Here is a 17766-nt window from a genome sequence, read left to right on the forward strand (position 1 = left end):
CGGCGGGCGACCCGGTGGACGTGGTCTCCGGACAGGTCGTCGCCTCGGGAACCGACCTCGAACTCCCGGGCCTGCTGCCGCTGGTCCTGCGCCGCCGCTGCCTGACGGCGGGCGACCCGGTGGACGTGGTCTCCGGACAGGTCGTCGCCTCGGGAACCGACCTCGAACTCCCGGGCCTGCTGCCGCTGGTCCTGCGCCGCGCCTACGCCTCCGGGTACATCGGCGGCCGGCTGCACGGCCAGGGCTGGTCGTCGACGCTCGACCAGCGCCTCGAGATCGACGCCGACGGCATCCACTACGCCGGCGACGACGCCCAGATCCTGCACTACCCCCACCCGCCGCACACCGGTGGCCCCGTCCTTCCGACCGCGGGTGACCAGTGGCCACTGACCTGGGACCGGAACAGCGGCACCTTCCACATCGAGGACCCGGAGAGCGGCTGGACCCGGACCTTCCACGCAGCGGGCACCGGTACGTACCGGATCGGCGAGATCCGCCCCATCGCGGCACTGGCCGACCGCAACGGTCACCGGATCGACTTCCACCGCGACGCGGACGGCCTGCCGTCGGAAGTCGTCCACAGCGGCGGCTACCGGGTCGGGGTCGACATCGAGCAGAGCGGCGACGGCCCGAGGATCGCGGGCCTGCGTCTGCTGGACGGCACCGGCGGCGGCCAGGGCACCGCCGTCATCGGATTCCAGTACTACCCCGACGGCCGCCTGGCGGGCGTGGTGACCTCCTCCGGCCTGCCGTACGTCTACGAGTACGACGACCAGGGCCGGATGACCGCCTGGATCGACCGGAACGGTCGCAGCTACGAGTACGAGTACGACGAGGCCGGCCGCGCGGTCGCCGGCCGGGGACCGGACGGATACCTGTCGGCCGAGTTCCGGTACGACACGCAGCGACGCCTCACCACGGTCATCGACGCCCTCGGGCACCCGTCCGCGTACCACTGGGACGAGCAGCACCGCGTCACGACGACCGTGGACCCGCTCGGACACACGACGCTCACCGCGTACGACGACCTCGGCCGCGTGCTCGCCCGCACCGACGAGCTCGGGCGCACCACCCGGTACCGGCTGAACGCCGTCGGCGACACGGTACGGATCGACCACCCCGACGGCACCACCACCGAGGCCGAGTACACGGCCCTGCGCAAGCCGGCCCGCCTGATCGAGCCGGGCGGCCGCGAGTGGCACTACGCCTGGGACGAACGCGGGAACCTCCTCTCCGTCACCGACCCGGCCGGGGCGACCACCACCTACACGTACGACGACGGGGGACGGCCGTCCACCGAAACCGACCCGGCAGGCCACACCACCCGGTACGGGACCGACGCCGCCGGGCTCATCGTCGCGGTCACCGATCCGCTCGGCGGCACCACCCGCCGCCACCGCGACGCCTTCGGCCGGGTGGTCGAGACGACCGACCCCCTTGGACGCACCACCCGCTACGGCTGGACCCCGGAAGGCGCACCCGCCTGGCGGGAACTTCCCGACGGCAGCCGCGAGGAACGGCGCCACGACCCCGAAGGCGGCCTGCTGGAGCACCTGGACGCCGCCGGCGGACGCACCCGCTACGAGCGCACCGCGTTCGGCCAGGCCGTCACCCGGACCGACGCCGCCGGCGCCCGCCTCGGCTACGAGTACGACCGCGAGCTGAGGCTCACGCGGGTCACCAACGCCACCGGACTCGCCTGGACCTACACCTACGATCCGGCCGGCAACCTGAGCAGCGAGACGGACTTCAACGGCCGAACCGTCACCTACCGGCACGACGCCGCGGGGAAGCTGGTCGAGCGGACCAATGGGGCGGGACAGCGCGTCGAGTTCAGCTGGGACACGCTCGGCCGCGTGACCGCCCAGGACACCGACGACGGCGCCACCGCCGAATTCCGCTACGACGCCGCAGGCAACCTGGTGGGCGCGACCAACGCCGACACCACGCTGGAGTTCACCCACGACCCGCTCGGCCGCGTCCTCACGGAGACCGCCGACGGACGGACCCTGACGAACCGGTACGATCCGGCCGACCGTCGGATCGAACGCCGCACCTCCTCGGGGTCTGTCACCACCTGGCAGCACGACGGCAACGACCAGGTGACCGGCCTGAGGACCGGCCCGCTCCAACTGAGCCTCGGATACGACCCCACAGGCCAGGAGATCTACCGCTGGATCGGCGACCGGACCGCGCTGACGACCACCTGGGACGCCGCGGGCCGGCCCACCGACCGGCAGCTGATCACCGTTGAGGGCGGCAGGGCCGCGAACCGGGCCTCCCGCCTGCTCCGGCGCTCCTCCTGGGCCTACCGGGCGGACGGCATGCCGATCTCCCGGTCGGACGCATCGGGCACCGCGCACTACGACCTCGACCCGCTGGGCCAGGTCACGGCCGTCCGCGCGGCCCAGGGCACGGAACAGTACGCCTACGACACCGCCGGCAACCTGCTCCACGCCTCGCACAGCACCGACCCGCAGTCCGACACCGCGGGCGACCGCGCACTGGAGGGCGGCCTGCTGCGCCGTGCCGGCCGTACGCACTACGACTACGACCGGCAGGGCAGGCTGGTCCGCAGCGTGCGCAGGACCCTGTCGGGCCGGACCAGGACGTGGACCTTCCGGTACGACGCCCACGATCGCCTCACCCACGCCGAGAACCCGTCCGGTGAGTCCTGGCGCTACCACTACGACGCGCTCGGGCGCAGGACCGCCAAGCAGCTCCTGGGGCCGGACGAAATCCTCGCCGTCGAGGTCCGGTTCTCCTGGGACGACGAGGTGCTGGCCGAACAGGAGGTACTCGCCGGCGGTCGGCCGTCGTCGGTCGTCACCTGGGAGTACGAGCCGCAGTCCTGGACGCCGGTCACCCAGTACCGGCGCTCGCTCGCGGCCGACGGCACCGTCCGGGAGGAGGCGCACGCCGTCATCACGGACCCGGCCGGCGCACCGACCGAGCTGGTGTCGGCCGACGGCACCGTGGTCTGGCGCCGCAACGCAACCCTGTGGGGCTCACCCGCCGCAGCCGGGACCGCGGCCGCAGCCGGCGCCGTGGACTGCCCGCTGCGCTTCCCCGGCCAGTACCACGACGACGAGACCGGCCTCGACTACAACCTGTACCGCTACTACGATCCCGAGACGGCACGCTTCGTCACGCCGGACCCGCTCGGCCTGGCGCCGGCGCCCAACCACTACGCCTACGTCGCCAACCCGCTGGACGAGATCGACCCGCTCGGGCTCGCGAAGCGCAAGACCAAGGGCGGGGGCAACGCCGGCACGGGCAACGGCGGTGCGGGGAGCGGCGGCACACCGACACCGACCCCACCGGCGCCGGGCAGCCGTGCGCTCACCGGTCCGGTGAAGGCGCCGGCGACCCTGCCCGGATTCCCGGGCGCCCGCTCGGTCCGGGCGAAGACACCGGTCCAGGGCGGTGGTGGAAAGCGTGCGCGCTGGGAGGACGGCAAGAACATCTACGAGTGGGACTCCCAGCACGGCGAGGTCGAGAAGTATAACAAGCAGGGCAAGCACCTGGGCGCCTACGACCCGGACACCGGGAACCAGCTCAAGGGGCCCGTCCCCGGCAGGAAGTGTGTGAAATGACCTGGATCATCGAGGGATTCCGCAGGGGCCAGGACGAACTGACGGCCTGGTACCGGTTGCCCGAATCCTTCTCGGTCGAGACCGCCGCCGCATGGGTGGGCGACTGGCCCGACCTGGTCGGGTCCGTCTTCGACGTCCCCGAGGAGCGGATCCCCGAGATGGCGGCGCTGCTGGGAATCGAGGCGGACCCGGACGTCGACTACTGCCTCTCGGACCGCGACCTGGGGTAGCCCGCCGCCGGTGCGGCCTGATCGAACGCTGCGACGGCCGGTCCGGGAGGCCGGTCCTGGGAGGCGCGTTCCCCGGTACCGGCGGTCGCGCTGCTACCCGAGGGACCAGCGGACCAGGTCCGTTCCATCGACGGTGAGCCAGCTGCCGTCACCTGCGCAGACAACGGCCCGGGGCCGGGTCCGTACGGGGTACTCGACCTCGCCCAGCAGCTCGAGGGACGGCGCCCGGAGCACCACGGTGGAGGCGACGCCGTCGTCGTCCGCGACCGTGGCCAGCACCGTGGACGCGTCGTAGTACCCGAAGACGTAGTTCCAGGGCCGTCCCCGGAGGAGGACATCGGCGGCCGGGCGCTCGGTGAGGAGTTCCGCGCCCGGGAAGGAGTGGGTGGACAGGGTGACCCAGCCCTGGTTGAGGTAGTGGCGGCCGTCGGGGGCGACGGCCACCAACGACCGGTCGTGGCGTCCCATCAGGTCGGTGGGAGTCTTGACCAGGCGGTTCCCCTCGCGGCGCAGCCAGTACCCGAAGCTGCCGTCCTGTCCCTCGCTCACCACGACCCCGACGTGGCGGCCGTCGGGGTGGACCGTGAGATGCGAGTACGACATCTCACTGTCCATGGACGTGCGGCCGAGCACCTTCCCCGTCACGGCGTCAAGGACCCAGCACTCGTCGCCCCAGCCTTCGCTGTCCTCCTGCTCAGGGTCCCCGCACTCGCCGTCGGGATCCTCATCGTCCGGGTCGCCCGGCCGCACCGTGGCCCACACCTCGGTGCCGTCGGGCGAGAACGCGCAGGCACCGAGCCCTGAGGGGAAGTCGCTCCACGAGCCGTGCCCCCGCCTCCAGCCGACGTCCGGCCCGGCCACCTGGATGCCGTCCTCGAGGGAGGCAGCCAGCATGCTGCCGTCAGGGGAGACGGCGTAGGAGGCGGTGTCCGACGCAAGGGGCACATCAACCCGGCGGACCTCCTGGAGCCGGCCGTCGAGGACGACCGCCTGCCGCGGGTCATCCTGGCACGTCACCCACCAGCCACCCCCGGCCAGCGGCCGAACGAGCCGCACTCCGGCGGGCAGGCCGATCCTGTTCATCAATCGCGCGAGCATGGGGAGTCACGCTACCGGCCCATACCGACATCCCCACCGACATCCCCACCGGCATCGCCGCTGTGCACCGCCCGTCGCGGCGCTCGGTGACGGTAGGCGGCCGTCGCGATCCCGATGAAGGAGTGGATCAGCGGATTGGTGTCGCCTTCGTTCCACACCGCCACCACGCGGCTCGGCGCCATGTCGGCCAGCGGTACCACCGTCAGCTCCGCGGGCAGGTCGTGCCCGAGCGGGGCCAGGCCGACCGTGCCGTTCCACAGCACGGCGTGCAGGCACTCCTGGACGCCGCGCACCACCGGGCCCTCGCGCGGCGTGCCCCCGTTCCAGTAGGACTGCCAGAGGGGGTCGGTGCCCTGCGGGAACTGGAACCAGCGGCGGTCGCCCAGCTCGGCGAGCCGCAGCCGGTCGCGGCGGGCCAGCGGATCGTCGGCGCGCAGGACCACGCCGACCGGATCGTCCCGCAGCGCACGCACCGTCAGGGCGGTCTCGTCGAACGGCGCCCGGGTCAGGGCGACGTCGACCAGTCCGGCGCGCAGCCCGCAGGTCGGGTCGGTCAGATCGGTGTCGCGGATCCGGATGTCCACGCCGGGGTGGGTCCGGCGGTAGGCGGCGGCCAGCCTGGACACCCCCGGGTCGGTGCCGTCGCCCAGGATGCCGACGGTGAGGGTCGAGGCGCCGGCCGCCGCGCCCACGCGGACCCGGACGCGGTCGGCATGGTCGAGCAGGGACCGCGCCTCGTCGAGCAGCACCGCGCCCACCGCGGTGAGCGTGACGCCGGTGGGCGAGCGGGCGAACAGCAGGGCCCCGACCTCGGCCTCCAACTGCTTGATCGCCCGGCTCAGCGGCGGCTGGCTCATGTGCAGCCGGGTGGCCGCCCGGCCGAAGTGGAGTTCCTCGGCGACGGCCACGAAGTAGCGCAGGGTTCGTAGCTCCACGCTGCAAAGATACCCTCCGGGTATCGGCTCCGTGGGATGGGTCTTGGACACCGGCACACCCCCGGCGATGCACTGGTGACCATGACCGACATGACCGAAGAGACAGCGGCCGACGCGCCGCAGGCCCACCCCACCGTATCCGTGGTGGGACCCGGCGACGGCGAGACGATCGTGCTGGGCACCACGCACATGCGCGTCCTGGAGGACGGCAGCCACACCGGGCACCGCCTCGCGATCGCCGAGTCCGTCCTCGCCCCGCACACCCAGGGACCGCCGCAGCACCGCCACGCCCAGCACGACGAGGGTTTCTACATCCTCTCGGGCACCGTGCGGTTCACCGTCGGGGACGAGCACCACGACGCCACCACGGGCACGCTCGTCATGGTTCCGCCCGGCACCCCGCACACCTTCGCCAACCGGACCGACCGACCCGCCGTCATGCTCAGCACCTTCACCCCCGACCTGTACGTGCAGTACTTCCGGGACCTCCAGGACGTGCTCGCCGACGGCCGGCCCTTGACGCCGCAGGCCAACACCGACGCGATGAGCCGCTACGCGACCGAGCCTGCCACCGACCTCGCCTGAATCGTGAACACCGCTGTGAACACCACCGCGAACACCACCTTGAACGGAACCATGAACACCGCCTACTGGATCGTCGCGGGACTGCTCGCGCTCTTCTACCTCTACGCGGGCACGCTGAAAGTGAGCCGCAGCCGCGACCAGCTCCGACCGATGATGGCCTGGGTCGACCGCGTACCCCTGCCCGCCCTCAGGGCACTGGGAACGGTCGAGATACTCGGCGCGGCCGGCCTGGTCCTGCCGCCGCTGACGGGCATCGCGCCTGCCCTGGCCCCGGCCGCGGCCGGCGGCCTGGTACTCCTCCAGGCCGGTGCGATCGCCGTCCACCTGACCGGCGGCGACCGCCGGATCGCACTCAACCTCGGGCTCATCACCACCGCGGCCGTGACCGTCTGGCTGGCCACCGGGCTGTGACGTCCGGGCCGACGGGGACCTGTACGGCGCCGCCGTGCAGGTCCCCGCCGGCAGGCCGCCAGACGGCCGCGGCGGCGGTGTCAGCCGTCGGACCCGAGGCCGCGGTCGGGTGCGCTCATGTCGCCCGTCCGGGGCGTGCCGTCGGCGAGCCCGTAGCGCAGGTACACGGTGCCCTGGGGACCGGCCACCGGCGGCTCGACGAGCGTGAGGTTGGTGGGCACCGCACCGCCGTCGAACATCTTCTTCCCGACGCCCAGCACGATCGGGTGCACCCACAGGTCGAGGCGGTCGAAGAGCTTCTCGCGCAGGAGCGTCTGCACCAGGTCCAGGCTCCCGACGACCTTCACGTTCTCGTGCCGGTTGCGGACCTCACGGACCGCGTCCGCCAGATCCGGCCCGAGCAGCACGGATCCGGCCCATGGGAGGTCCGGCGTGCCCCGGGACGCAACGTACTTCGGCACGCGGTTGAAGAGTTCGGCGATCTCGCCCTCCTTCTGGTGCGGCCAGTAGGCGGCGAAGATGTCGTACGTCCGCCGCCCCAGCAGGAGCGCGTCCGTGCCCTCGTACGCGGCCAGGATCTGCGCCCCGGTGGCCTCGTCCAGCAGCGGCGCCTGCCAGCCGCCGAACGGGAACCCCACCGGGTCCTCGTCGGGTCCGCCGGGCGCCTGCCCGACCAGGTCGAGGGTGGTGAACAGCTCGAGGTGGATGAGGCCCATGTCTGCACTCCTGATGAGTCGGTCGTCGTCCCGGTCACGGTGTGGACCGGCCGGAGCCCGGAAGAACGGTCGCCGCGCCGACATGCAATTCTCCGGTCCCGCCGACGGCCGGCACGTCCACCGGCCCTTCGGCGTGTCGGAGCCCGGCACCGTCGAGCGGCTCCGGTCGCCCGTCGGAGAGGCGCCGTGCAGGAGGGGATCAGCGGGACCGGTGCGGGCCCAGATCGCGCAGGACGTCCGCCAGTTCCGCGGGGGTGAGCGCGGGCGCCGGGAGGGCACCTTCCTGCGGCACGGTCCGCAAGCCGTCCAGAAAGAGCGTCAGGTAGCGGCGCCACACATCCGGGACCACCGCCGCGAGTGCCGGTACGGCCCGGCCGAGGGCCGCCAGCATGACGAGCAGATCCTCGGTGGTGACGTCGGCGCGCAGCGTGCCCTGTTGCTGCGCACGGCGGATCAGCAGGTCCACGGTCTCGCGGTTGTGCGTGTGGACGGCGTCAAGGGAGCGGACACCCTCGATGCCCGTCGTCATCAGGTCGTTGACGCCGCGATCGGCAGCGAGTCCGGCGAACACCGCGCCGAGGTAGCCGGCCATGCCGGTCCAGGCGTCCTCGGCGTCCCGCGCCTGTTCACCGGCGGCCACCGTCGCGGCCAGCGCTCCGTGGAACACCTCTTCGATGAGGTCGGCGCGGGTGGAGAAGTTCCGGTACAGCGTGGCGTTGCCGACCCCCGCGCGGCGGGCGATCTCATCGAGCGGGGCGCTCAGGCCCTGCTCGGAGAACACCTCACGGGCTGCCGTGACGAGCAGTTCGCGGTTGCGGCGCGCGTCACGTCGCACCGGCCGGGGCCGCCCCGCACTGACTGTCATGGTCGCTCCTTGCCTCGGCGGGACGTACCGGGGAGTGCTCCCCGGTATCGATGCTACCGTCGGACGGGAAACGGGGACTGATTCCCACTCAGGCGGGAGGGACTTTGCGGATGGCAGGCACGGCTCTTGTACTCGGTGGCGGTGGAACCCTCGGAGGAGCCTGGGAGATCGGTGTGATCGCCGGGCTCGCGGAGTCCGGAATCGACCTCTCGGACGCCGACACCGTGATCGGCACCTCCGCGGGTTCGATCATCGGCGCCCGTCTGACGTCGGGCGTCGGCGCCGAGGAGTTGTACGAAGGGCAGCTCGCCGGCGCCCCCGTCATCGACGTCACGGTCACACCGGGCCAGACCGCCCGGTTCCTGTGGGCAGCACTCGGCTCACGGGATCCGCAGCGGTCCGTCCGGCGTCTTGCGCGCGCCGCGCTCGCCTCCCGCACGGTCGACGAGTCCGTCGTCCTCGACTCGGTCGGCACCCTGCTCGAAGGGGTGGGGGAGTGGCCCGCCCGGAACCTGTGGGTGACGGCGGTCGACGTGCTGACCGGGGCACTGGAGGTCTTCGATGCGGCAGCCGGGGTCACCCTGCCCGAGGCGGTCGCGGCGAGCTGTGCGGTGCCGGTGGTCTGGCCGCCCGTGTCCGTGGCCGGACGACGGTGGATGGACGGCGGCAGCCGTTCGACCACCAACGTCCACCTGGCCCGCGGGCACCGCCGGATCATCGCCCTCTCCCCGATCCCCAAGGCCGTGGGCCCGCACCCCAATGCCGTGGCGCAGGGCGAGGAACTCGCCGCGGAAGGCGCCGACGTGGTGGTCCTGACTCCGGACCGGGGCACCCGCCGGGCCTTCGGCCGCAACATGCTCGACCCGTCCCGGCGGTCGGACGCCGCACGGGCCGGTCGCGCCCAGGCCGCCGCCTGCGCGGAGGCCGTGGCGGCCGCCTGGCAGGCCTAGATCGCAGCACCAGCTGCACGTCACCGTCCACGCCCAGAACCACTCCCTCCGGGACAGCCAGACCGTCACCCTCCGCCTCGGCCACCAGTAGCCGCCCACCGAACGGGCGCCATCGCGCACGTGGCCGACCACCCGCCGGGCCGCGCCCGGACCGGGTCGGGCCGGTCGGGTTGCCGACCCCTGCTCGGTGGGCGCTCGCCCTTCCGTTCACCCGAACAGCGGGTCGACCGGCGGCCATGGGTAGCCGAGTCGCCCGGCGTCATGCGAACCTCCCCAGACCGCGGCGGTGGCACGGCGATCGCCTGCGGTCAGCTGCGCCTCAAGGCGCTCGGCCTGCTCCGATGGGGAGGCCGCGGAGATCGGGAGAGTCATCCCGAACTGGAGCCAGGGCGGATCCGTCCCGGCCCGGGTGGGGGGATGCCTCAGGATGACGTGGATCCGGTCGGGCTCTCTGCGGGAGGCCCAGACCTCCTCCAACTCGCACTCCCACCGGGCGAGCCAGTCCCCGCGTCGTCTCAATCCCGCCTCGAGCAGCCGCGCGACCGCTCCTGCCGGCCACTCCCAACTGCGGTCCTCGCCGGCCCGCAGGACCTCGGCTCCGTACCGGCCTGCGGCGAAGCGGAGTTCCGGCAGGTCGAAGTCCCGGTTGGCCGGGTCGCGCAAGCCCGCCCAGACCACGTGGTCCCCGTCCCTCCTGACCGTCACGTACAGGGCACCACAGCACTCCTCCGCGCCGCAGCCGGACCGAGCGAGACGAACCTCACGGGGCGTCGCCGCGGCCTGCAACGGCCTGTCGAGGCCCAACAGATACCGAGGGCCCACCCCCACGTACCGGGAGCCTCCCACGCCACCGGGGACCACCTCGGCCAGGAGATCCCGGCCGTTGACGACCGGGCGGACCTCCACGCGGCCCTCGTCGGGTGGCGGACACACGATGCTCAGACTGAGAAGGTCGTCCGGTCTCATGGTCATCGGCCCATGATCCCGGACCCGGCCCGCACCGGCCAGGGGACTTCGGTCGGCCACCTCGCAGGGGGTCGGTCTGCCGTCCGATGGACGTGGGCGGTGATCCTCCGCCCTGGTCAACGGTGGGTCAGAACGGCGATGTCCGAGCCGAAGCAGACCACCAGTTGCCCGTCCGGGGCCACCGCCAGTCCGCCGATCGGGGAGGGGAAGGCGTACGTCCCGAGCTGCTGCCCCGTGGCGGCGTGCCACACGTGGACGGTTCCGTCGATGCTCCCGGCGGCGACGACGGTGCGACCGTCCAGCGTCCCCGCCGCGCCGGCCGACACCTCGGCGGTGTGGCCCGTCAGGGGAGGCCCGAAGCGTTCACCCGTGGCCAGGTCCCAGAGCTGGACCGTCTCCGTCCGGTCGCCGGTCAGGAGGAGGTTGCGGCCTTCGAGCGTCTCCAGGGCCAGGGCGCCGCGCTGCTGCGGCTGTACCCCCATCCAGGCGTGCGCGGCCAGGTCCCACACGCGTCCTTCCGAGGTCACGGCGACGAAGCGGCCCTCCGGTGCCGCGAAGAACCGGATGGACGGGCTGGTGTACTCGCTCGTCGTCAGTCCGTGCAGCTCTTCTCGGGTGGCCAGGTCCCGGACCTGCGCCCTCACGTGCCGGTCGCGGGTGAGCAGCGCGGGCCGTCCCTCCACCGTACCCACCGTCAGCATGGACACGGCGGCCGTGTGGCCGGTCAGCGGCTCACCCAGCTGACCCCCGTCGTGGATGTCCAAGATCCGCACCTCGGTGTCCGACCCGCCGGTGATGATGACCGAACGGCCGTCGACGACTCCCGTGGTGACCCGTTGCACGGGCCCCGCAGCACCGGCCGGACGGCTGTCCGATTCCTCCTGGCCGAGGTCCCAGATGCGGACCGATCGGTCGTCGCCGCCGGTGACGGCGAGATGGCGCCCCTGCACCACGGCCGTGGCCGCTCCCCGCACGGTCCCTTGATGGCCGGTCAGCGGCCGGTGGGAGCGCTCGCGGGTGGACAGGTCCCACACGGCGACCGGCCCGCCGAGGCCGAACCCGACGATCGCGGTGGGGCGCCCGCGGAGCACCGTGAGGGTCGCCGCCTGCGCGAACCCGCCACCCGGCCCACCCACCTGATCACCCGTGGCCAGGTCCCAGATGTACGTCGCGTAGGAGTTGGCGCTGATCACCAACGGGCACTCGAACGCCGGGTCGGTGGCCAGGACGTGCGTCATGGCTTCGACCTCCATGGTGCCGCACCGGCGCATCCCGCCGTCACCGCCGCCGCCATCGCCGTCCGTGTCGCTGCTGCTGTCGGCGGCCGTCGGGTGGGAATCCTCGTCGTTGCCCCCGGCGCGCAGCTCCCGTCCCGTGATCAGGTCCCACCTCCGGACGGCGCCTTCGGGATGGCCGGTGACGGCGACCGGACGGCCGTCCACCACCGCCGTCGCCAGCGCATGCACATGGCCGGTACTGATGGTCAGGAGCTCCGTGGTGGGGCCGGGGACGGCCAGGTCCCACACCCGGAGCAGGCGGTCGGTGCAGCCGGCGACCAGGACCGGTCGGCCCTCGACCGGTGCGGTGGCCAGGGAGATGATCCGGACGCCGTCGCCGGCGCGGTACTCCCCGACCGGTCGTCCCTCGGCGAGGTCCCAGGCCAGGACCGTCCCGTCGGAGCCGCAGGTGACGGCGACGGGACCCCCGTCCGTCACCGCCGTCACCAGATCACGCACGGCGCCGGTGTGACCGGTTGCGGCCTGGCCGAGCTTGCGGCCGGTGACCGGGTCCCACCAGTGCAGCGTGCCGTCCTTGCAGCCGGCGACGGCGAATCCGCGGCCCTCCGCGACCACGGTAGCCACCGCAGTCACCTCGGCCGGCGCGGGCAGCGCGTACCGCAGCCGTGCGTCCAGGCCGGTACCGGTCGCCCACTCCACCGTCCAGCCACCAGCGGCCTCCTGGGGGAGCGGCACCTCCGCGAGGCTCCTCGCCAGCCCCGGGTTGCCGTACCGTGCGGCGTCCAGCGCCAGCAGCTGCCGCCGTACCTGCGTACCGGCGTCACGGTGGACATGCCCCGACGCCCGGTACACGGCAGCAGCCGCCACCTCCTCCGGCCCGACCGCAGCGTCCAGCGCCGCCAGGACCTGCTCCGGGTCGCCCTGCACCAGCCATCCCGGATCGGTCAACCGCCCACGCCCTGCGGCATCTTCACGGACCTGACCATCGCTTCGGAAATCAGCAGACATGACCGGCACCCTAACCGCACCCACCGACCACGGTCTGTCCGACGACGTCCGCCGTCCGTCACGCTCTGCGCCCCCTCCGGTCTCGGCGCCCGAAGCACCCCGCACAGGCGAGGGATGTGCCCTAAACGGCACCCGCGTGAACAGGTTCCGAGGATTCGCGGCGAGCCGGAGCATCGGCCGGGGCGGCGGTCTGAAGCGCTGCCTCGATCCTGCGGTTGGTGGTCATGGTCGCCGTGACGGCGGTCATGGTGAGGAGGAGGCCGGCCGCGGCGAAGAGCGGGGCGCGGACGTCGTAGGTGCTGGCCAGCCAGCCGCCGAGGAAGGAGCCGAACGGGGCGGCGCACATGGCGAGCATGCGGGAGGTGGAGGCGACCCGGCCCATCAGGTGGGCGGGAACGATCGCCTGTCGGAGGGAGGGCCCGAGCACCATCGTGGCGCCCATGCCCGCTCCGCAGACCGCGAGTGCGAGGCCGGCGAGGTACGGGTTCGGGGCGGCGGCCAGGCCGAGGACGGCGAGCCCTTCGACCGCGGCCGTGCAGGTCAGCGCGGTGCCGGTGCCGAGGCGCCGGCCGAGGAAGGAGGCGACGCCCGTACCGAGCAGACCGCCGGTGGCCTCCGCCGTCAGGAGCAGGCCGAAGCCGAGGGTGCCGATGCCGAGACGGTCGTGCGCGAAGAGGGCGAGAACGGTCTCCACGGCGAGGAAGGCGATGTTCCCGACCGCCGGGCGCAGCGCGAGCCCGAGCAGCAACCGATCCCGCAGGACGTACGAGGCGCCGGCCCGCGCCTGTCGCAGCAGCGACTCACGGGCCTGCGGCACGGGCCGGGGCGCGGCAGGCAGCGACCGTACGAGCAGCGCGGAGAGCGCGAACGAGACCGCGTCGGCGAGCAGCGGAACCGCCCGCCCCAGCGCGAGCAGGGCACTGCCCGCGGGCGGGCCCGCGAAGCCGGACGCGGCGGTCTGGCTGCCGCGCAGGCGGGAGTTGGCGCGTTCCAGGAGTGCGGGGTCGCGGCAGAGCAGGTCCGGCAGGTAGGCCGTGGCGGCCGTGTCGAAGAAGAGCCCGCCGAGGCCGAGGAGGAAGGCGAGGGCCGCGAGCAGGGGAACGCTCAGCGCATCGAGCGTGGCCGCTGCCGCCGGTACCGCGAGCAGCGCCGCGCGTGCGGCGTCCGTGACCCACATCGTGCGCCGGCGGTCCCAGCGGTCCACCAGTGCGCCGCCGAGCACCCCGAAGAGCAGCCACGGCAGCGTTCCGGCGGCCGTGACGACGGCGAGCGCCATCGGGTCGCGCGTCAACGTCAAGGCGAGCAGTGGCAGCGCGGCATGCGTCACCCCGTCGCCGAGCGAGGACACCGTCTGCGCGGTCCACAGCCGTCCGAACCCGGTCGGCAACTTCGGAGCTTCTGTGGTCACTTGGAGTCCCCCTCGGCCTGCGCCTGCGTTGCCGGGTGGAACAGTGCGAAGACGAGTGACGCGTCCGGCAGCGACGGATCGGACAGGTCCCGGTACTCGTCCGCCAGTGCCTCCAACCGCGCCCCCAGCTGCGCGAACTGCTCCTCGGTGAGCCGCAGGTGCGCCATCCGCACGTGCCGCTCGCTGTCCGCCGGCGACGCCTCCAGGTCCGCCACCGCGTGGCGCATCAGCACATCCGGCCCTCCTTCGCCCGGATCCGGCAGTTCGATCGACCGCGCGGCCATGGCGTAGTACCGCTCGGTGACGCCGCGGACCTTCCGCGTCCGGACCACCTTCACCAGGCCGGCTCGCTCCAACAGCCGTACGTGGTAACTGGAACTCCCCTTGGCGAGGCCCACCCGCTCGGCGATCTGCGTGATCGTCGCGGGCTCGAAGCGGAGCACGGCCATGATCCGGTGGCGGGTGAGGTTGGAGACGGCGCGTAGCTGCTCGTCCGTGGTGACGTGGAACGTCTCGGGAAGATCGTCTGTGGGCATGCCCCAATGGTCAACAGTTCTTGACCATTCGTCAAGGGGGTATCTGTCACCCCGGCGAACCTCTGCGGCCCCGCGGCCCGGCCCGGTTCGTCGCGCGGGGGAGAACCGGACGGACCGGACGGACCGACCGGTGGTTGTGTCCTTCCTGGGGGATATCGTTCTCGGATGTCCGAAAGCCTCGATCTCCGGGCGGACCTGCCATCGGCCCTCACCGGCCCGTCCGCCGCCTTCACGTTCGTCGAACGCTTCGCCGCGCACCTCGGCGCGCCGGTGCGCCCCGAGGACGGAGTGCCCGAGACCGAACTGGCCGCCGCCGAGCACCGGTTGGGCTTCGCACTGCCCGGGGCGATGCGCGAGTGGTACGCCCGGTTCGGGCGGCGCTGGGACCTCTTCCACGCCCTCCGTTACCCGTACCCGCCCGAGGACCTGGAGACGGAGGACGGCGTGCTCGTCTGGCAGACGGAGAAGCTCTTCTCCTACGGCTTCGCGATCCCGCTGGACCACGTCCACGAGAGCGACCCGCCGGTCGTGATGGACAGCCACGAGGCGGGTGGCGAATGGACCGCGTACGCGGACCGCTTCTCGCTCGCCTGCATCGAGTTGCTGATCACGCAGAACACCCTGTGCGGCGACAACGGCGGCCGGAGGAGGGAACGCCTTCCCGGCGACGCCGAGTACCTGGAGCGCCACCTCACGGCGGTGCCGTCGCTGTACAGGCCCGAGGCCTGTGACGGCCTGCAGCGGTGGTTCGCCGGCCGCGACGCACTGGTCTGCGACGACCGCTCGGACGACGGCGTCGAGCTCGGGTGGCTGGAGTTCAGGGCGCTGACGCCCGAGGCCGTCGACCGCCTCCGAGCGGAACTCCCGGGCGAATGGCGGGAGATCATGGACTACTGACGGCACTCGGCCCTTCCGGTGTCGCGCCCGGCCTGCTCCATCAGCCGCGGCCGCGCGGGGATAAAGGATTTCTGGGTGCTGCGGGGGTGGGTCCTCCTGCCGGCAGTCCCGGGTGCGTGTTATTGGTGCATGGCGAGATGCGAGCCAATGTTGAACATGTTCAAAAATCTGTGCCATGATGTCGGCCGCTCGGCGTTGAAATCGGGGGACAGGTGGAGAGTTCGGCTGCGGAGGGTGGCGGGAACCGGTCGGTGCTCGCCTGGGTGTGGGCGGTCGGCTGGGTGGTAGTGGCCGCCGTGGGGCCGTTCGTCGGGCTGTTGCTGGGAGCCATCGCCCTCGGCACGATCCCGGCCGTTCCCCTGGGTGTCTACCTCGGGCGGAACCGTGCACGGGCGATCCTGATGGTGACGGTCGGAGCCGGGATCGCCGTGCTTCCCGCGGCCGCCGCCGCGACCGGCGCGTGGACGGCGGGTGAGGATGCGTCCTGGCTGTGGGCCCTGGCAGCGGTCGGCCTGGTGCTGTACGCGCTGCCGCTCGTGATCGGAGGCTGCGTGGGTGCATGGCTCGCGGGCCGGGAGCGGCGCTGATCCGTACCGGACCTCATCCGGCAACGTCACGCGAGAGGGCGGAGGCTCCGGTCGGGCGAGACCGGTCGGTGAACAGGCGGCTTGTACCGGTCGAGCAAGTACGGGCAGGACCCGAGCCGCCGTGTGGCACGGTCCGGTGCGGACGCCGTCGCAGGCGTCCACAGCCTGTTCCAGTTCGGCCGGCGCGGGTGCCAGGGCGGTGGCACGGGAGGGACCTTGATCGAACAGGTGGTCGTCCCTGGGCTCGGGCATCCGCGGCCTCGGAGAGTTCCGCCACGTGGCGGATCAGACCGTCGCCCTGCACCACCCGCTCGAGCGCGTCGCCGTCCGCCGGGAGCGCTGCCTCGACCTGCGCGACTCACTCGGGTCGCTTGTGCGTGCGCCCACCTGCTGGTGATGGCCGCACAAGCCGACGGCGCGATTTTGTCACGAGCCGGAGGCAGGTACCGGTAACGGCGTCGGGCAGGGGCCCTCATCCGGTCTTCGGCCAGCGTGGTCCGGTGTGCGGGTCGTTGGCCCAGGTGTACTGGCCGGTGGCGGTGACGGTGATGCCGTAGTCGTAGACGCCGGGGGAGCCGATCCGTTCCCACTGTGCCCAGGCGTCCTCGAGTTCGGTGGCGAGCCGGCGGGGGCCGCCCTCGAGCACCCATGCCCCGCCGTCGGGCCGGGCGGACAGGGTGGCCCAGGAGGAGCGGCCGTCGGTCAGCCAGGCGCTGGTGCCGTCGGCGTCGCTCGCGCAGGTCACCGCGGTGTCGGGCAGGGCGACGCGTACCGCGAAGCCGAGCCGCCACCAGTCGGTGAGCGCCGCGGGGTCGCGGTCGGTCTCCCCGTGGTGCTCGGGCTCGTGGTGGCCGCGGACGGCCGCGAAGGCGGCCGGCCCCGGCGAGCCGCCCGCGGCGGCGTCGGCCGTGCGGGTGGCCATGAACTGTCCGAGGCCCTGCATCCAGCCCGAGGCGGACCTGCCGTCGTCGGCGACGGTCAGGGCGACGTGCCCGAGCCGGCCCCACGGGGTGACGATCCGTCCGCCCGGAGCGGTCTGCTCCACCCACGCCCACGGGACCCGCTCGACCGCGTAGGTGGCGATGACCCGCTCGTACGGAGCCCCGGCGGGCCACCCGGTGTCGCCGTCCCCGAGCACGACCGCGACGTCCAGGCCCGCCGCGCGGATCCGGTCGGCCGCCGTGGCGGCGAGCCGAGGGTCGACCTCCACGGAGGTGACCTTGCCGGGTCCGGCGCGGTGGGCGAGCAGCGCGGCGTTCCAGCCCGCCCCGGCGCCGAGTTCCAGGACGCGCTGCCCGGGCTCCAGCAGCAGGCAGTCGGCCATGTCCGCGACCACCGCCTGACAGGAGAGACTGGAGGTGGGCAGGTCGCCCGTGAGCTGGGTGATAGCCGCCGTGTCCGGATCCCCGTACAGCTCGCCGGCCCAGCCGTCCGGGTCGGCCGCCCGGTCGAGGGCCGCCCACCGGTGGCCGTCCCAGCGCCAGAGCAGCTCGGGCGCGAACCGGTCGCGGGGCAGCGCGGCAACCGCCTCCCGGATCCAGGGCGAACGTTCGGGCCACGCCCCCCGCTCGGCCATCACCTCGTCGAGGCGGGCACGGTACCGATCAAGGTCGAGACCGGGGCGGCCGACCATCGTCATCCCCACGAACGCCTACTTCCGGTGCTTTCCGTCGCCGGGCGGCGGCGGAGGTACCTGGCCGTCGCTGTTGCCGGGCGGCGGGGTGCCCTGGCCCGGGTCCG

Annotated in this window: 16 protein-coding genes; 7 read left to right on the plus strand and 9 right to left on the minus strand. The window is 72.9% G+C overall.

Annotated features, from left to right (window positions below; genetic code table 11):
- Positions 1-14 precede the first annotated feature (14 nt).
- A complete protein-coding gene (locus tag AB0D08_RS11805; RefSeq protein WP_359888009.1) occupies positions 15-3596 on the plus strand; it encodes a colicin E3/pyocin S6 family cytotoxin in 3582 nt (1193 codons plus the stop codon).
- On the plus strand, positions 3593-3826 hold the full coding sequence (locus tag AB0D08_RS11810) for a hypothetical protein (protein WP_359888012.1): 234 nt from the start codon (positions 3593-3595) through the stop codon (positions 3824-3826). Before AB0D08_RS11805 ends, AB0D08_RS11810 begins: the two co-directional genes overlap by 4 nt.
- Positions 3827-3919: 93 nt before the next feature.
- Here AB0D08_RS11810 and AB0D08_RS11815 read toward each other — a convergent pair whose 3' ends face one another.
- Complete coding sequence (locus AB0D08_RS11815; RefSeq protein ID WP_359888015.1) at positions 3920-4843, minus strand: hypothetical protein; 924 nt, start codon at positions 4841-4843, stop codon at positions 3920-3922.
- Between the two features lie 92 nt (positions 4844-4935).
- Positions 4936-5859, minus strand: a complete 924-nt coding sequence (locus AB0D08_RS11820) for a LysR substrate-binding domain-containing protein (protein ID WP_359888018.1) — start codon at positions 5857-5859, stop codon at positions 4936-4938.
- 90 nt (positions 5860-5949) lie between these two features.
- Between AB0D08_RS11820 and AB0D08_RS11825 the strand changes: the two genes are divergently transcribed.
- Positions 5950-6444: a cupin domain-containing protein gene (locus AB0D08_RS11825; protein WP_359888021.1), complete on the plus strand. Its 495-nt coding sequence runs from the start codon at positions 5950-5952 to the stop codon at positions 6442-6444.
- A gap of 51 nt (positions 6445-6495) precedes the next feature.
- Positions 6496-6855, plus strand: coding sequence for a DoxX family protein (locus AB0D08_RS11830; protein ID WP_359888100.1), 360 nt, complete (start codon positions 6496-6498; stop codon positions 6853-6855).
- A gap of 80 nt (positions 6856-6935) precedes the next feature.
- Here AB0D08_RS11830 and AB0D08_RS11835 read toward each other — a convergent pair whose 3' ends face one another.
- Positions 6936-7571, minus strand: coding sequence for a dihydrofolate reductase family protein (locus AB0D08_RS11835; RefSeq protein WP_359888022.1), 636 nt, complete (start codon positions 7569-7571; stop codon positions 6936-6938).
- 199 nt (positions 7572-7770) lie between these two features.
- Entirely contained in the window at positions 7771-8436 is a 666-nt protein-coding gene (locus AB0D08_RS11840) for a helix-turn-helix domain-containing protein (protein WP_359888025.1), read from the minus strand.
- A 110-nt stretch (positions 8437-8546) separates the two neighbouring features.
- Here AB0D08_RS11840 and AB0D08_RS11845 point away from each other — a divergent pair, with 110 nt between their 5' ends.
- On the plus strand, positions 8547-9386 hold the full coding sequence (locus AB0D08_RS11845) for a patatin-like phospholipase family protein (RefSeq protein ID WP_359888028.1): 840 nt from the start codon (positions 8547-8549) through the stop codon (positions 9384-9386).
- A gap of 207 nt (positions 9387-9593) precedes the next feature.
- On the opposite strand, the gene AB0D08_RS11850 is transcribed toward AB0D08_RS11845, so the two are convergent.
- From AB0D08_RS11850 to AB0D08_RS11865, 4 genes are all read right to left on the minus strand, one after another.
- Positions 9594-10091 carry a hypothetical protein gene (locus tag AB0D08_RS11850; protein WP_359888030.1) on the minus strand — a complete coding sequence of 166 codons (498 nt, stop codon included), beginning with the start codon at positions 10089-10091 and terminating at the stop codon, positions 9594-9596.
- Between the two features lie 377 nt (positions 10092-10468).
- Entirely contained in the window at positions 10469-12538 is a 2070-nt protein-coding gene (locus tag AB0D08_RS11855) for a hypothetical protein (RefSeq protein WP_359888032.1), read from the minus strand.
- A 181-nt stretch (positions 12539-12719) separates the two neighbouring features.
- The gene (locus tag AB0D08_RS11860; RefSeq protein ID WP_359888035.1) at positions 12720-14006 is read right to left on the minus strand and encodes an MFS transporter; all 1287 of its coding nucleotides are present in this window, start codon (positions 14004-14006) and stop codon (positions 12720-12722) included.
- Complete coding sequence (locus tag AB0D08_RS11865; protein ID WP_359888037.1) at positions 14003-14542, minus strand: helix-turn-helix domain-containing protein; 540 nt, start codon at positions 14540-14542, stop codon at positions 14003-14005. The genes AB0D08_RS11860 and AB0D08_RS11865 overlap by 4 nt, the downstream gene beginning before the upstream one ends.
- Positions 14543-14707: 165 nt before the next feature.
- Here AB0D08_RS11865 and AB0D08_RS11870 point away from each other — a divergent pair, with 165 nt between their 5' ends.
- Together AB0D08_RS11870 and AB0D08_RS11875 are read left to right on the plus strand one after the other, a co-directional pair.
- A complete protein-coding gene (locus tag AB0D08_RS11870) occupies positions 14708-15439 on the plus strand; it encodes a hypothetical protein (RefSeq protein WP_359888040.1) in 732 nt (243 codons plus the stop codon).
- 251 nt (positions 15440-15690) lie between these two features.
- Complete coding sequence (locus AB0D08_RS11875; RefSeq protein ID WP_359888042.1) at positions 15691-16026, plus strand: hypothetical protein; 336 nt, start codon at positions 15691-15693, stop codon at positions 16024-16026.
- A gap of 472 nt (positions 16027-16498) precedes the next feature.
- Here AB0D08_RS11875 and AB0D08_RS11880 read toward each other — a convergent pair whose 3' ends face one another.
- The gene (locus AB0D08_RS11880; RefSeq protein WP_359888103.1) at positions 16499-17665 is read right to left on the minus strand and encodes a methyltransferase domain-containing protein; all 1167 of its coding nucleotides are present in this window, start codon (positions 17663-17665) and stop codon (positions 16499-16501) included.
- Positions 17666-17766: the final 101 nt, after the last annotated feature.

This window comes from Kitasatospora sp. NPDC048540 (assembly GCF_040651175.1).
Lineage (GTDB): Bacteria > Actinomycetota > Actinomycetes > Streptomycetales > Streptomycetaceae > Kitasatospora.

Excerpts from the sequence above, each read along its gene's own strand:
- AB0D08_RS11810 (WP_359888012.1), top strand. The coding sequence starts at position 3,593 with ATGACCTGGATCATCGAGGGATTCCGCAGGGGCCAGGACGAACTGACG.
- AB0D08_RS11825 (WP_359888021.1), top strand. The coding sequence starts at position 5,950 with ATGACCGAAGAGACAGCGGCCGACGCGCCGCAGGCCCACCCCACCGTA.
- AB0D08_RS11830 (WP_359888100.1), top strand. The coding sequence starts at position 6,496 with ATGAACACCGCCTACTGGATCGTCGCGGGACTGCTCGCGCTCTTCTAC.
- AB0D08_RS11835 (WP_359888022.1), bottom strand. The coding sequence starts at position 7,571 with ATGGGCCTCATCCACCTCGAGCTGTTCACCACCCTCGACCTGGTCGGG.
- AB0D08_RS11840 (WP_359888025.1), bottom strand. The coding sequence starts at position 8,436 with ATGACAGTCAGTGCGGGGCGGCCCCGGCCGGTGCGACGTGACGCGCGC.
- AB0D08_RS11845 (WP_359888028.1), top strand. The coding sequence starts at position 8,547 with ATGGCAGGCACGGCTCTTGTACTCGGTGGCGGTGGAACCCTCGGAGGA.
- AB0D08_RS11865 (WP_359888037.1), bottom strand. The coding sequence starts at position 14,542 with ATGCCCACAGACGATCTTCCCGAGACGTTCCACGTCACCACGGACGAG.
- AB0D08_RS11870 (WP_359888040.1), top strand. The coding sequence starts at position 14,708 with ATGTCCGAAAGCCTCGATCTCCGGGCGGACCTGCCATCGGCCCTCACC.
- AB0D08_RS11880 (WP_359888103.1), bottom strand. The coding sequence starts at position 17,665 with ATGACGATGGTCGGCCGCCCCGGTCTCGACCTTGATCGGTACCGTGCC.